At 72.5% G+C, this 13,118-nt stretch carries 14 protein-coding genes; 7 read left to right on the forward strand and 7 right to left on the reverse strand.

All coding sequences use genetic code 11. From position 1 onward, the window contains the following. Positions 1-10 precede the first annotated feature (10 nt). Together ABEA82_RS36970 and ABEA82_RS36975 are read left to right on the forward strand one after the other, a co-directional pair. Positions 11-3,502, forward strand: coding sequence for a DNA polymerase III subunit alpha (locus ABEA82_RS36970; RefSeq protein ID WP_345666141.1), 3,492 nt, complete (start codon positions 11-13; stop codon positions 3,500-3,502). After that, positions 3,499-4,518 carry a DNA polymerase Y family protein gene (locus ABEA82_RS36975; protein ID WP_345666142.1) on the forward strand — a complete coding sequence of 340 codons (1,020 nt, stop codon included), beginning with the start codon at positions 3,499-3,501 and terminating at the stop codon, positions 4,516-4,518. The genes ABEA82_RS36970 and ABEA82_RS36975 overlap by 4 nt, the downstream gene beginning before the upstream one ends. A gap of 16 nt (positions 4,519-4,534) precedes the next feature. Here ABEA82_RS36975 and ABEA82_RS36980 read toward each other — a convergent pair whose 3' ends face one another. Continuing rightward, positions 4,535-4,909, reverse strand: coding sequence for a cupin domain-containing protein (locus ABEA82_RS36980; protein ID WP_345666143.1), 375 nt, complete (start codon positions 4,907-4,909; stop codon positions 4,535-4,537). Between the two features lie 97 nt (positions 4,910-5,006). Between ABEA82_RS36980 and ABEA82_RS36985 the strand changes: the two genes are divergently transcribed. Beyond that, a complete protein-coding gene (locus tag ABEA82_RS36985) occupies positions 5,007-5,453 on the forward strand; it encodes a MarR family winged helix-turn-helix transcriptional regulator (RefSeq protein WP_345666144.1) in 447 nt (148 codons plus the stop codon). A gap of 172 nt (positions 5,454-5,625) precedes the next feature. Next, positions 5,626-6,486, forward strand: coding sequence for an esterase/lipase family protein (locus ABEA82_RS36990; protein WP_345666145.1), 861 nt, complete (start codon positions 5,626-5,628; stop codon positions 6,484-6,486). A 96-nt stretch (positions 6,487-6,582) separates the two neighbouring features. Here ABEA82_RS36990 and ABEA82_RS36995 read toward each other — a convergent pair whose 3' ends face one another. After that, complete coding sequence (locus ABEA82_RS36995) at positions 6,583-7,587, reverse strand: lytic polysaccharide monooxygenase auxiliary activity family 9 protein (protein ID WP_345666146.1); 1,005 nt, start codon at positions 7,585-7,587, stop codon at positions 6,583-6,585. A gap of 182 nt (positions 7,588-7,769) precedes the next feature. Here ABEA82_RS36995 and ABEA82_RS37000 point away from each other — a divergent pair, with 182 nt between their 5' ends. Beyond that, positions 7,770-8,219 carry a GNAT family N-acetyltransferase gene (locus ABEA82_RS37000; RefSeq protein WP_345666147.1) on the forward strand — a complete coding sequence of 150 codons (450 nt, stop codon included), beginning with the start codon at positions 7,770-7,772 and terminating at the stop codon, positions 8,217-8,219. A gap of 26 nt (positions 8,220-8,245) precedes the next feature. Here ABEA82_RS37000 and ABEA82_RS37005 read toward each other — a convergent pair whose 3' ends face one another. Then, entirely contained in the window at positions 8,246-8,380 is a 135-nt protein-coding gene (locus ABEA82_RS37005; RefSeq protein WP_003989224.1) for a hypothetical protein, read from the reverse strand. 138 nt (positions 8,381-8,518) lie between these two features. On the opposite strand from ABEA82_RS37005, the gene ABEA82_RS37010 reads away from it, so the two are divergent. Then, on the forward strand, positions 8,519-9,190 hold the full coding sequence (locus ABEA82_RS37010) for a class I SAM-dependent methyltransferase (RefSeq protein ID WP_345666148.1): 672 nt from the start codon (positions 8,519-8,521) through the stop codon (positions 9,188-9,190). On the opposite strand, the gene ABEA82_RS37015 is transcribed toward ABEA82_RS37010, so the two are convergent. Further along, positions 9,149-9,667 carry a ribonuclease FAU-1 family protein gene (locus tag ABEA82_RS37015; protein WP_345666149.1) on the reverse strand — a complete coding sequence of 173 codons (519 nt, stop codon included), beginning with the start codon at positions 9,665-9,667 and terminating at the stop codon, positions 9,149-9,151. The two genes, ABEA82_RS37010 and ABEA82_RS37015, sit on opposite strands and share 42 nt — an antisense overlap. Further along, positions 9,648-10,577 (reverse strand): GNAT family N-acetyltransferase, encoded by a 930-nt coding sequence (locus ABEA82_RS37020; RefSeq protein WP_345666150.1) that lies wholly within the window; start codon positions 10,575-10,577, stop codon positions 9,648-9,650. The genes ABEA82_RS37015 and ABEA82_RS37020 overlap by 20 nt, the downstream gene beginning before the upstream one ends. Positions 10,578-10,656: 79 nt before the next feature. Here ABEA82_RS37020 and ABEA82_RS37025 point away from each other — a divergent pair, with 79 nt between their 5' ends. Beyond that, positions 10,657-11,025, forward strand: coding sequence for a GntR family transcriptional regulator (locus tag ABEA82_RS37025; protein ID WP_345666151.1), 369 nt, complete (start codon positions 10,657-10,659; stop codon positions 11,023-11,025). A gap of 121 nt (positions 11,026-11,146) precedes the next feature. On the opposite strand, the gene ABEA82_RS37030 is transcribed toward ABEA82_RS37025, so the two are convergent. Further along, entirely contained in the window at positions 11,147-11,920 is a 774-nt protein-coding gene (locus tag ABEA82_RS37030; RefSeq protein ID WP_345666152.1) for a DUF72 domain-containing protein, read from the reverse strand. A 33-nt stretch (positions 11,921-11,953) separates the two neighbouring features. Further along, positions 11,954-13,048, reverse strand: coding sequence for a DUF5925 domain-containing protein (locus tag ABEA82_RS37035; RefSeq protein ID WP_345666153.1), 1,095 nt, complete (start codon positions 13,046-13,048; stop codon positions 11,954-11,956). Positions 13,049-13,118: the final 70 nt, after the last annotated feature.

Below are 13,118 nucleotides of genomic sequence, written 5' to 3' on the forward strand. Positions count from 1 at the left end.
GGAGGTGCGTGTGCCGGGGTTCACGCATCTGCACACCGTCTCCGGATTCTCCTTGCGGTATGGAGCCTCACACCCGGAGCGGCTGGCCGAGCGTGCCTCCGGGCGGGGTATGGATGCCCTGGCTCTCACTGATCGCGACACACTGGCCGGTACCGTCCGGTTCGCGAAGGCCTGTGCGAAGGCGGGGGTCCGTCCGGTGTTCGGGGCGGATCTGGCGGTGGCGGGAGTGGAGCCACCCGAGTCCGGGCCGTGGAGCCGGCGTCGGACCCCGGTGCGGGGTGGTGCCTTTGTCGATGAATCGGCTCCTCGAGTGACCTTTCTCGCCCGGGACGGTGGCCGTGGGTGGGGTGAGCTGTGCCGACTCGTGTCCGCGGCGCACGAGGCGGAGGGAACGCCCCTGCTGTCCTGGGAGCGCAACCGTGCCGAGGGGCTGACCGTGCTGCTCGGGCCCGATTCGGAGGTCGGACGCGCCCTGGCCGCCGGGCGCCCCGACCGGGCCGCGAGGCTGCTCGCGCCCTGGCGGGAGGTCTACGGCGACGCCCTGCGGTTGGAGACCGTCTGGCACGGCCGGAAGGGAACGGGGCCCGGCTCCCTGCGGCTGGCCGCCCGTACCGTCGGTTTCGCCGCCGAGCAGCGGATCCGGCCCGTGCTCAGCAACGCCGTACGGTACGCCGACCCGGGGCTGGGGCCGGTCGCCGACGTGCTGGACGCCGCCCGCCGGCTGGTGCCCGTCGACCCGGCCAAGGAACTGGACTCCGGTGAGGCCTGGCTCAAGGGCGCGGAGGCCATGTTCGGGGTGGCGGAGCGGATCGTGGAGGCCGCGGGGTTCCGGCGGGACACCGCTCATCGGCTGGTGGAGCAGACCGAGGCCGCTGCCGCCGAGTGTCTGGTCGATCCCGAGGACGACCTGGGGATCGGGACCGTCCACTTTCCCGAGCCGCATCTGGTCGGCGCCGGGCGCCGCAGCGCCCAGCGGGCGCTGGCCTCGCGGGCGGTGGCGGGGATGGTGCTGCGCGGGTACGACAGGCGGCGGGAGTACTGGGAGCGGATGCACCATGAGCTGGACATCATCGCCCATCATGGTTTCGCCTCCTACTTCCTGACCGTTGCCCAGGTTGTCGACGACGTGCGGGAGATGGGCGTCCGGGTCGCCGCCCGGGGGTCCGGAGCGGGGTCGCTCGTCAACCATCTGCTCGGGATCGCGCACGCCGATCCGATCGAGCACCGGCTGCTGATGGAGCGCTTCCTGTCGAAGGAGCGCGTGGTGCTGCCCGACATCGACATCGACGTGGAGTCCGCGCGCCGGCTGGAGGTCTACCGCGCGATCATCGACCGGTTCGGCACCGAGCGGGTCGCGACGGTCGCGATGCCGGAGACGTATCGCGTGCGGCACGCGATCCGCGATGTGGGGGCCGCTCTGTCCATGGACCCGGCCGAGATCGACCGGGTGGCCAAGTCCTTTCCCCACATCCGGGCGCGGGACGCACGCGCGGCGCTGGAGGAACTGCCCGAGCTGCGCGCGCTGGCCGGGGAGAAGGAGAGGTACGGGAAGCTGTGGGAGCTGGTCGAGGCACTGGACGCCCTGCCGCGCGGGGTGGCCATGCACCCGTGCGGAGTGCTGCTTTCGGATGCCTCGCTGCTCGCGCGTACGCCGGTCATGCCGACCAGCGGCGAGGGCTTTCCGATGTCGCAGTTCGACAAGGACGACGTCGAGGACCTCGGGCTGCTGAAGCTGGACGTGCTGGGTGTGCGGATGCAGTCGGCCATGGCGCACGCGGTGGAGGAAGTGGAACGGGTGTCGGGTGTCCGGGTCGATCTGGACGCCCTGCCGCCGGGGGATCCGGAGACGTACCGGCTGGTTCAGTCCACCGAGACGCTCGGCTGCTTCCAGATCGAGTCGCCGGGTCAGCGGGACCTGGTCGGGCGGCTCCAGCCGGCCACCTTTCACGACCTCGTCGTCGACATCTCGCTGTTCCGGCCCGGGCCGGTCGCCGCCGACATGGTGCGGCCCTTCATCGAGGCGCGGCACGGGCGGGCGCCGGTGCGGTATCCGCACCCGGATCTCGAGGAGCCGCTGCGGGACACGTACGGGGTCGTCGTCTTCCACGAGCAGATCATCGACATCGTCGACATCATGACCGGCTGCGGGCGTGGTGAGGCGGACCGGGTGCGGCGCGGGTTGTCGGACCCGGAGTCGCAGGCGCGGATCAAGGTGTGGTTCGCGCAGCACACGGCGGCCCGGGGCTATGACGCGGAAACGATTCAGCGGACCTGGGAGATCGTCGAGGCCTTCGGCTCGTACGGCTTCTGCAAGGCGCACGCGGTCGCCTTCGCCGTGCCGACGTACCAGTCGGCGTGGCTGAAAGCGCATCACCCCGCCGCTTTCTACGCCGGGCTGCTCACGCACGACCCCGGGATGTACCCCAAGCGGCTGCTGCTGGCGGACGCGCGGCGGCGCGGGGTGCCGGTGCTGCCGTTGGACGTGAACAAGTCGGGGGTCGCACACCGTATCGAACTGGTGTCCGGTACTTGGGGTCTGAGGTTGGCTCTCTCCGACGTGCACGGCATCAGCGAGGCCGAGGCGGCGCGGATCGCCGAGGGCCAGCCGTACGCCTCACTGGTCGACTTCTGGGAACGGGGCCGGCCCAGCCGTCCGCTGGCGCAGCGGCTCGCGCAGGTGGGAGCGCTGGACGCGTTCGGCGCCAACCGCCGTGATCTGCAACTGCATCTGACCGAACTGCACCGGGGCGCCCGGGGCGGCGGCGGTGGTCAGTTGCCGTTGGCCGGGGGACGGAAGACCGCACCGGCCGGGCTGCCCGACCTCACCTCCTCGGAGCGGCTCAGCGCCGAGCTGGGCGTGCTGTCCATGGACGCCTCGCGCAATCTGATGGACGACCACCGGGCGTTCCTCGACGAGCTGGGCGTGGTGTCGGCGCGTCGGCTGCGCGAGGCCCGGCACGGGGAGACGGTGCTGGTCGCCGGTGCCAAGGCGGCCACCCAGACACCGCCGATCCGGTCCGGCAAGCGCGTCATCTTCTCCACCCTGGACGACGGCACGGGCCTGGTCGACCTGGCCTTCTTCGACGACTCCCACGACGCCTGCGCCCACACCGTCTTCCACTCCTGGCTGCTGCTGGTGCGCGGGGTGGTGCAGCGGCGCGGCCCGCGCAGCCTCAGCGTGGTGGGCGCCGCCGCCTGGAACCTCGCCGACCTGCTGGAAGTGCGCCGGGACGAGGGGCTGGAGGGGGTCGCGGCCCGGCTGGCCGGGGCCGGTGACGGCGAGGTCGGTGACGACGGCGAGGGAGCCGCGCGCCGACGGCTCGCCGGCTCGGAGGGGGCGCCCGCACCGGCGGGCTCCGCGGCCCAGGACCCGATGGAGCAGCGGAGGATCCGCATGTCCACGGGGTACGAGATGCACCCCTGGGCCGATCTGCGTCCCGCGGGCGAGGGGCCCGCGGTGGGAAGGAAGTTGTGGCACCAGAGTCCGGGGAGTGCGGGATGACCATCCTCTGCGTACGTTTCCAGCTGCCTCCGGCGAGCGAGGCGGATCTGCCCCAGCTGCTCGGGATGCTGGAGGAGTTCACGCCCGTCGTCCAGGCCCTGCCACCGGACGGGGCGCTGGCGGACCTGCGGGGCGCCGAGCGGTACTTCGGCCGGGACGCCGTCGACCTGGCCTCGGTGATCCGGGTGCGCTCGCTCGCGCTGTACGGCGTCGACTGCGTGATCGGTGCCGGGCCCGGCCCGATGCTGGCCCGGGTCGCGCTGCGCGACGCCGTGCCCGGGACGACGTGTGCGGTGCCCGACGAGCCGGACGCCGTCGTGGAGTTCCTCGCGGAGAAGCCCGTCGCCGCGCTGCCGGGCGTGGGTGCCGCGACCGCCCGCACACTGGACGACTACGGCCTCGACACCCTCGGCAGGGTCGCCGCCGCGCCGCTGTCCACGCTCCAGCGGCTGGTCGGCGCGAAGACCGGCCGCGAGCTGCACGAGAAGGCGAACGGTGTCGATCGCGGCCGGGTCGTACCGAACGCTGTCTCCCGGTCCCTCGCCACGGAACGCCCCTTCGGGCGCGACGAACTGGACCCGGACCGGCACCGCCGGGCGCTGCTGTCGGCAGCCGAGGAGATCGGCGCCCGGCTGCGCGCCCTGGACAAGGTCTGCCGCACGCTCACCCTCACCGTGCGCTACGCCGACCTCCCCCACTCTCGAACAGGCTCGAGCGGGGGGACCCCCATCGCCACGACCCGCAGCCGCAAGCTGAACGAACCGACCGCGCACTCGCCGGCGCTGACCCGGGCCGCGTACGGCATGTACGAGGGGCTCGGTCTGCAACGCGCCCGGGTGCGGGCGATCGCCCTGCGCGCCGAGGGGCTCGACCCCGCCGACCAGGCCTCCTACCAGCTGACCTTCGATCCCGTGGACGAGCGGGTCCGCCGTATCGAGGAGGTCGCGGACCGCGCGCGAGCCAAGTTCGGGCCGCGGGCGGTGATGCCCGGGGGGTTGGCGGGGCGGGCGGCGTAGACCCTCCCGCCTGACGTCAGTTGGCCCACGGCGGCACGATGCGGGTGCCGTCGGCCAGTCGTGCCTCCAGGCCGACGGAGGTGGTGACCCACGAGTGGGCGGTCCGGTCGGTCGGGTTCTCGACGGTCAGGGTGGCACCGGTGTTGATGATCACGGTGTCACCGGCCGTGATCCGGTCGGTGCGGCCGTCGAGGGTGATCAGCAGTTCGCCGTCGAGCAGATGGAAGATCTCCTCACGGCTGACCGTGTGTGCCGGCGCCTTGAGGCCGGCGGGAAACTCGCCGCGCCAGGCGCAGAGCTCCTCGCTGCCGCTCCGTGGCGTGGCGTACGAGACGAAACGGGCGCCGTGGATCTCGTGGGTGACGGCTTCGGACGCGCGGATGACCGGCATGACTGCCTCCAGGCTGAGCGAACGGGCAAGTGGTCAAGTGCCTTGACTATATGGTCAAGCTGCTTGACCGTCACGTCAAGGGTGTTTCAATGCGGGGGTGCAGAACTCCGAGGCCATGACCCTGTCCTTCGCCCTGCTCGCCGCCGCCGGCGGGCTCACCCAGCGCATCCACGAGGGCGTGGTCGCCCGCGGCTTCGAGGGGGTGCGGCCCGCGCACGGCTTCGCCTTCGCCCGGCTCGCTCCGGACGGCGCGACGGTCACCGACCTCGCCGTCCACCTGGGTGTGACCAAGCAGGCGGCCAGTCAGCTCGTCGACGAGATGGTCCGCAAGGGGTACGCCGAGCGGCGGGCACACCCCGAGGACGCGCGGGCGCGGCTGGTCGTGCTGACCGGGCAGGGGTGGGCCTGTACGCGGGCGGCCGAGGAGGCCGCCGCCGAGGCCGTACGGGAGTGGGGTGCGGTGCTGGGGGAGAGGGAGGTGCGGGTGCTGCGGGAGCAGTTGCTGCGCATCGCGCCCCACGGGCCCGTCCGGCCCGCCTGGTGAGGGAGTGCCGGAGGGACCGGCCGGTGGCGGTTACCGCTGGAAGTTTTTACTGACGCGTAACTTCCCAGTTTGACTACTCGCCCGTAACTTGACGAGTGAACAGCATCCTCGTGATCCGGATCACAGGGCGTCGTGCCGTCGCACCTCCCTTGACCCGCAAGGAGATCACTCGATGCTGCCCTGGAAACGAGTGCTCAGACCCCTGGCCGCGCTGCTGCTGGCCGCCGCGGTCGCCACCGTCCCCGCCACCACCGCAACGGCGGCCGCCGCCCCGAGCGCAGGCTGGAACGACTACTCCTGCAAGCCCTCCCCCGCCCATCCCCGCCCTGTCGTCCTGGTCCACGGCACCCTCGGCAACTCCGTCGACAACTGGCTGGGCCTCGCCCCCTACCTCAAGGACCGCGGCTACTGCGTCTTCTCCCTCGACTACGGCCAACTCGAGGGCGTGCCCTTCTTCCACGGTCTCGGGCCCGTCGAGAAGTCCGCCGGACAGCTGGACGACTTCGTCGACAGGGTGCTCGCCGCGACCGGCGCCGCCGAGACCGACCTCGTCGGGCACTCGCAGGGCGGCATGATGTCCCGCTACTACCTGCGGTTCCTCGACGGCGCCGGCAAGGTGAACGCCCTGGTCGGCATCGCGCCCAGCAACCACGGCACCGATGTGAACGGCTTCACCCGCCTGCTGCCCTACTTCCCGGGCGCCGCCGACCTGTTGACGAAGGCCACGCCCGCCCTGGCCGACCAGGTCATCGGCTCCGACCTCCTCAAGCGGCTCAACGCCGGCGGCGACACCGTGCCCGGCGTGCGCTACACCGTCATCGCCACCAAGTACGACGAGGTGGTCACGCCCTGGCGCAGCCAGTACCTGAGCGGGCCCGATGTGCGCAACGTCCTGCTCCAGGACCTGTGTCCGGTCGATCTGTCCGAGCACGTGGCCATCGGGCTGTTCGACCGGATCGCCTTCCATGAGGTGGCCAACGCGCTGGATCCGGGGCGGGCCACGCCCACCACCTGCGCGTCGGCGTTCGACTGACACGTGTAAGGCCGACACGTGCTGAGCTGACACGTGTAGAGAAAACGTTTCGGGGCCTGTCCGGCCTGAGCCGCCGGACAGGCCCCGAGTCCTGGGTCAGCGGCCCTGCCGGCCGCCGCTCACCGCCCGGCGCCGGGCCGACAGGAACAGGGCGGACGAGCCGAGCGCCAGCGCCGCCGCGCCACCGGCCGCGAGGTAGGTGGTGCTGCTGTCACCGCCGGTCTCGGCGAGGCTCTCGGTGGTCCCGGCCGCCTTCGGCCGGTTGGGGGCGGACGCAGCCGCCTTCGGCCGGTCCGGGGTGTCCCCGGCGGGGGCCGCGGCGGGCGCCGCGGACGTGCGGGGGTCGTTGTCGCCGTGCCCGTGGTGCTCGATCGTCGACTTGGCGTTGCCCTCCTCGATCTGCTTCTCGCTGGGCGCGGAGGCGGACGGGGCCGGGGCCGGTGCGGCGCCCCCGCCCGCCGCACCGCCGCCGAAGGTGACGTCCGAGCAGGAGTAGAACGCCTCCGGGCTGTCCGACCGCTGCCAGACCGCGTACAGCAGGTGCTTGCCGGAGCGCTTCGGCAGGCTGCCGGAGAAGGTGTAGAAGCCGCCCTCGGCGGCCGGGTCGGTGGACGTCGCCACCGGGTTCTTCAGGTCCAGGTCTTTCCAGGCGAGCGGCTTGGCCGGGTCGTAGCCGGGCTTGGTGAGGTACACCTTGAAGGTGCCCTTGTGGGGGGCCGTCACGCGGTACTTGAAGGTGTGCGAGCCACTCCGCACCGAGGTCGCGGGCCAGTCGGCGCGGGCCAGGTCGAGGCCCTTGAACTCCGCGTTGCCCGCGCTGCACAGCTTGCCGTCCGGGATGAGCTGCTGGTGCCGCCCGCCCGCGTCCCCGATGCGGATGCCGTTCCAGTCGTAGAGGGCCTGCGTGCCGCCCGCGGCGACCGCCGCCTTGCACGCGGCCGACTTCGGGCTCTCGGGGCCCTCGGCGTAGCACTGCGAGACCCGGCTGACCGGGTCGCCCATCGAACCGTGCGCGGCCGCCGGTGTGGCGGTCAGCGCGGTCAGGGCGAGCGGGGCGGCGCCGAGGGCGGCGACGGCGACTGCCTTACGGCGTGCGGGCATGCGGGAACTCCTCGAAACGGTACGGGGAACAGGGCCGGGCCCGAGCGGGCCGGCTCCCGTGGGGTGATCCGAAGCTAGCCCCAGGAAAACGTGAAATCGCCTGCTGAGGGCGGGTGGAGGAGATCCTTATGGCCGCGTTAAGGAAGTGCTCAGACTGACATCAGGTAGGTAGCGTGCGCGGCATGGAGGACGAGGAGATCCGGCCGGCCGGCGCAGCCGACGTACCGGTCGTCAGGGACGTGATCGACGCGGCCTTCCGCCCCTACGTCGAGCGCATCGGCCAGGTGCCGCAGCCCATGAGGGAGGACCACGCGGCGAACGTGGCGGCGGGAAAGGTGTTCGTGACGGGCGAGCCCGTGATCGGCCTCGTCGTGGTCGAGGCGTTCGCGGACCACCTCTTCCTCGACACCGTCGCCGTCCACCCCTCCGCGCACGGCAGGGGAGTGGGGCGACGTCTGCTGCGGTTCGTGGACGCACACGCGCGTGCGCTCGGTCTGCCCGAGGTCAGGCTCTACACGAACGCGATGATGTGGGAGAACCAGCGGATCTACCCGAGATACGGCTACGCACTCGTGGAGCGTCGCGGGGACGGGCCCTACGAGCGCCTCCATTACCGCAAGCGGTTGCTCTGACGCGTCGTGTGACCGGCACCGGACGCTCAGCTGTCCGGCCACCAGGTGCGGGCGATGTCCTTGCGGACCTCCGGGCGCCCGGCGGGGCGCTCGTCGGCCTCGTCGCGGACCCGGCGGACGTCCGACTTCTTCAGGGGCTTCTGCACGGTCACACGGCGCATGGCTGCCTCCTTGGGGGCTACCGGGTTCCGCGTTCTCACGGAGGTAGACCTTTCGGGGGAGGGTGACTCATCGCTGCCGTTCTGTCAGTGGCGGCTGTCACGATTCGATTGTCAGTGGCGGCTGTCACTCTTGGGCGCATGGCCAACGACAGGGACCACGTGACCTCGGCGAACACCGGCGGCGACATGGACTGGGACGCGCGGGCCGCGACCTTCGACGAGGAGCCGGATCACGGGCTGCGCGACCCCGGGGTGCGTCGCGCCTGGGCCGGGCGGCTGCGCGGCTGGCTGCCCGGACGCGCGGGTGACGTCCTCGATCTGGGCTGCGGCACCGGCAGTCTGTCGCTCCTCGCGTCCGAGCAGGGACACCGGGTGACGGGCGTGGACCTCTCTTCGGCGATGGTGGCGCTCGCCCGGCGGAAACTGGCCGGGCGTGACGCGGTGTTCCTCGTCGGTGACGCGGCGCGGCCCCCGGTCGGCGAGCAGCGCTTCGACGCCGTGCTCGTGCGCCATGTCCTGTGGGCCCTGCCCGAGCCCGGCCGCGTGCTGCGGCACTGGGCCGGGCTGCTGCGGCCGGGAGGGCGGCTCGTGCTGGTCGAGGGCGTGTGGGGGACGACCGAGCCGACGGGCATACCGGCGGAGCGGCTCACCGGGCTCCTCGCCCCGATCGCCGGACAGGTGCGCGTGGAGCGGCTGTCGGACGATCCGCTGCTGTGGGGCGGGGAGGTGACGGACGAGCGGTACGCGGTGGTCGCGACGAGCGGGACCTCAGACCAGGAGGGCGGCGAAGCCGCCCCCGCGGGCCAGTGACTCCAGTTCGTCGAGCGCGGACCGCGCGGCCGCCGCCGCCTCGGGGTCGGTCCGCGCGAGCCCGCTGTCGTCGAACTCGTCCTCGTCCAGGCGGCGGACGTCCGTGCCGTCCGCGGACACCCACAGGTCCAGGTCGAGATCCTCCACGACCAGCTCAGGGCCGATGGGGGTCCCCCCGGTTCGAGCGTGGGGGAGGACGGCCGGGCGGGTGATGTCGCAGTACCAGCCCTTCAGCGCGCCGGTGGCCGAGCGGACCTCCTTGATCGCGTACCAGCGGTCGCGCCAGTAGTACTCCGTGAAGACGTCCCCGGGCTCGAAACGGACGAAGCCGAAGTCGCGGACACCGTCGCCCGCCCACGCGGCGCGCACCGCGACCCGGGTGCCGTCGTCGGCCAGGAGCTCACCGGTGTAGCGGATCTTCAGGCGTCCCGCCTTGAGCAGGACGACGTCCAGCCGGTCAGCCGAGCTCTCGGACATAGCGCACCTCCTTCGCGCAGATCTCGTAGCCGAGCCACTTGTTGATGGCGATCATCGGATCGTTCCCGGTGTCGTTGCCCGTGAACGCCTCCGTGTACCCCGCGGCCCGGGCACGGTGCAGGGAGTCGGTCTTGGCGAGCTTGGCCAGGCCCCGGCCGCGGTGGGCACGGGCGGTGCCGGTCATGGCGGTGCCGTAGCGGGTGCCGCCGTCGGTGTACGCCACGCTGAAGGCGGCGGGGCGGCCGTCGACGACCGCGATCGTCGTCAGTTCACGGTCGAGGAGCGGATGCTTCCAGTGCTCCTCGAGCCAGACCTCGTAGTCCGTGAACTCGACCGCGATGTCGCTCGGTTCGTCCACCGACGTCATCGCGTCCAGTTCGAAGACCGGGCGCGGGTCGTCCGCGTAGTCGGCGGCTGTGCGCAGCTCGACGCCCGGCGGCGGGTCCTGACGGGGCGGCAGCGTGCCGGCCGCCAGGTCCAGACGCAGGAAGTAGGCGGAACGGCTGGCGCGGAAGCCCTTCCGCTCGGCGAAGGCGCGGTTGTCCGGCTCGTCCAGCACCCACGCGAACAGCTTCCTGACGCCCAGCGCGGCCAGGCGCTCCTCGGCGGTGCGCAGCAGGAGCGAACCGGCGCCGCGGTGCACGCGGTCGGGGCGCACGTAGATGTTGGCCGAGCCCTGGCCGGGCTCCGGGCTGTCGTGGGCGACGCTGATCTGGGCCGTGCCGATGATCTCGCCGTCCTCCTCGGCCACGAGCTGCCCGAAGTGGGCGTCCGGATGGGCGTGGGTCACGGTGTGCACCACGGACTCGGGCGTGGACAGCATGAAGGGAAGGGCGAGCCGGCGGGTGGTGGAGAACCCCTCGGCGTCGGCTCGGACCTCGGGTCGCAGGTCGCGCACGATCACGGTCATGGAGGCGCACGTTACGTGGGGGCGCGCCCGGGGTGCCTCCCATTTTCCGTGGGACAGAGGGGTACGGGACAATCGCCCCGTGACCTTGAGGATCGACATCGACGACAGTGCCCCGCCGTACGAGCAGGTACGGGCACGGATCTCCGAGCAGGCGCGGTCGGGGGAGCTGCCGGTGGGGTACCGGCTGCCGACCGTACGGGGGCTGGCCGAGACGCTGGGCCTCGCCGCGAACACCGTCGCCAAGGCGTACCGGGCGCTGGAGGCGGACGGGGTGATCGAGACGCGGGGGCGCAACGGCACGTTCGTGGCCGCCGCCGGCGCGGCGGCGGATCGCGAGCTGGCGGTCGCCGCCCAGGCCTATGCGGAGCGGGCCCGGCGGCTGGGACTCACCGAGGCCGACGCGCTCGCCGCGGTGCGGGACGCCCTGCGGGCGGGGTACGGGGAGTAGGGCGTCGCCCTGGGGGCGCGGGGAACTGCGCGACCGGCCACAACGGCGCCGCAGCCGACGTACGGCCTTCCCCCGCACACCGTCGTGGCGAGCGCCGTCGCGGCGGAGAAGAAAGCCCGGTTCAGCCGGCCCGCGCCAGACGCTCCGGCGTCCGTGTGATGTCCAGGCCCGCCGACCTCCCCAACCGGGCGAACGTCCTCGCGTCCTCCACCGCCGCGCCGCCCGGGTCGTTGTTGAAGTACGTGTGGACGTCCTCGCCGTCGGGCCAGGTCGTGGCGATGCGGTCGAGCCAGGTGGCGAGGGAGCGGCGGCCGTAGCGCGGCCAGGGGTGGGCGCGGCCCTGGTGGAAGCGGACGTAGCCCCAGTCGGCGGTGCGCCACAGGGGCGTCGCGGGGCGGGCCAGGACATCGGCCCAGCACACGGCCGCGCGCCGGGAGCGCAGCACCGCGCGGACCTCCGGCGTCCACCAGGAGTCGTGGCGGGGCTCGACGGCGACCCGTGTCGAGGCGGGGAAGCAGGCCAGACAGGCGTCCAGGAGGCCCGGGTCGGCGCGCAGGTTGGGCGGCAGCTGGAGCAGGACCGGGCCGAGGCGGTCGCCGAGGCCCGCGGCATGGCTCATCAGGCGCCGCACCGGCTCCTCGGGGTCCTTGAGCCGCTTGATGTGGGTCAGATAGCGGCTCGCCTTGACCGCGACCACGAAGTCCGCCGGTACCCGTCCGCGCCAGTCCTCGAAGGTCTCCCGGGCCGGCAACCGGTAGAAGGCGTTGTTGATCTCGACGGTGGCGAAGTGTGCCGCGTACTCCTCCAGCCAGAGCCGCATCGGCAGCCCGGACGGGTACAGGACGTCCCGCCAGTCCTTGTACTGCCACCCGGATGTGCCGACGAACAGGGTCATAGACCCATCAAAACACCGGCAAGCACCGACCTCCTACAGATACAGCCCGGCGTCCACGCCCCCGCGCGGCTCCGGCAGGGCCGTCGGGGAGGTGCCCCGGCGCAGCGCGTACAGCTCCGCCAGTGTCGCGCCCTCGCGGCCGACGCCCTCCTCCCGGCCCAGCCAGCTCACCGCCTCCGGCCGGGTCAGCGGGCCCACCTCGATCCGGGCGAGGCAGCGGCCGGGGCGGACCACGGCCGGGTGCAGGCGCTCCAGGTCCTCGTTGGTCGTGACCCCGACCAGGACGTTGCGGCCCTGGCCGAGCAGCCCGTCCGTCAGGTTCAGCAGCCTCGACAGCGCCTGGCCCGCCGTGTGCTTGGCCTCGCCGCGGATCAGTTCGTCGCAGTCCTCCAGGAGCAGCAGCCGCCAGCGGCCCTTGCCCGCCGAGTCCTCCTCGCCGATCGCGATGTCCATCAGATAGCCGACGTCGCTGAACAGCCGCTCGGGGTCGAGGACGCAGTCCACCTGGCACCAGTCCCGCCAGGAGCGGGCCAGGGTGCGCAGCGCCGACGTCTTGCCCGTGCCCGGCGGGCCGTGCAGGAGGAGGAGACGGCCCGAGATGTCCTCGGGGGTGGTCTTCATCAGGCGGTCCATCGCATCCGCCACCGGCGCGGTGTAGTTGGGCCGGACCTCGTCCCAGGTGCCCGCCGCGATCTGGCGGGTCGTGCGGTGCGGGCCACGGCGCGGGGAGACGTACCAGAAGCCCATCGTCACGTTGTCCGGCTGCGGTTCGGGCTCGTCCGCCGCGCCGTCCGTGGCCTGGTCGAGCACCTTCTCCGCCAGCTCCGCGCTGGTCGCCGTCACCGTGACGTCCGCGCCCCGGTTCCAGCGGGAGACCAGCAGCGTCCAGCCGTCGCCCTCCGCCAGCGTCGCGCTGCGGTCGTCGTCCCGGGCGACGCGCAGCACCCGGGCACCGGACGGCATCAGCGTCGCCCCGGACCGGACGCGGTCGATGTTGGCCGCGTGGGAGTACGGCTGCTCGCCCGTCGCGAAGCGGCCGAGGAACAGCGCGTCGACGACGTCGGACGGGGAGTCGGAGTCGTCGACGTTGAGCCGGATCGGCAGTGCCTCGTGCGGGTTTCCAGACATAGCCGCCATGATCCGGCACGGGGACGCCGCGTGCACCCCGTTTCCCGGTGCACGCGGCATGTCGCCCGGA

It is taken from the genome of Streptomyces venetus (assembly GCF_039540295.1).
In the GTDB taxonomy this organism is placed as follows: Bacteria; Actinomycetota; Actinomycetes; order Streptomycetales; family Streptomycetaceae; genus Streptomyces; species Streptomyces venetus.

Excerpts from the sequence above, each read along its gene's own strand:
- ABEA82_RS36975 (WP_345666142.1), top strand. The coding sequence starts at position 3,499 with ATGACCATCCTCTGCGTACGTTTCCAGCTGCCTCCGGCGAGCGAGGCG.
- ABEA82_RS36980 (WP_345666143.1), bottom strand. The coding sequence starts at position 4,909 with ATGCCGGTCATCCGCGCGTCCGAAGCCGTCACCCACGAGATCCACGGC.
- ABEA82_RS36990 (WP_345666145.1), top strand. The coding sequence starts at position 5,626 with ATGCTGCCCTGGAAACGAGTGCTCAGACCCCTGGCCGCGCTGCTGCTG.
- ABEA82_RS36995 (WP_345666146.1), bottom strand. The coding sequence starts at position 7,587 with ATGCCCGCACGCCGTAAGGCAGTCGCCGTCGCCGCCCTCGGCGCCGCC.
- ABEA82_RS37000 (WP_345666147.1), top strand. The coding sequence starts at position 7,770 with ATGGAGGACGAGGAGATCCGGCCGGCCGGCGCAGCCGACGTACCGGTC.
- ABEA82_RS37005 (WP_003989224.1), bottom strand. The coding sequence starts at position 8,380 with ATGCGCCGTGTGACCGTGCAGAAGCCCCTGAAGAAGTCGGACGTCCGC.
- ABEA82_RS37010 (WP_345666148.1), top strand. The coding sequence starts at position 8,519 with ATGGCCAACGACAGGGACCACGTGACCTCGGCGAACACCGGCGGCGAC.
- ABEA82_RS37015 (WP_345666149.1), bottom strand. The coding sequence starts at position 9,667 with ATGTCCGAGAGCTCGGCTGACCGGCTGGACGTCGTCCTGCTCAAGGCG.
- ABEA82_RS37020 (WP_345666150.1), bottom strand. The coding sequence starts at position 10,577 with ATGACCGTGATCGTGCGCGACCTGCGACCCGAGGTCCGAGCCGACGCC.
- ABEA82_RS37030 (WP_345666152.1), bottom strand. The coding sequence starts at position 11,920 with ATGACCCTGTTCGTCGGCACATCCGGGTGGCAGTACAAGGACTGGCGG.
- ABEA82_RS37035 (WP_345666153.1), bottom strand. The coding sequence starts at position 13,048 with ATGTCTGGAAACCCGCACGAGGCACTGCCGATCCGGCTCAACGTCGAC.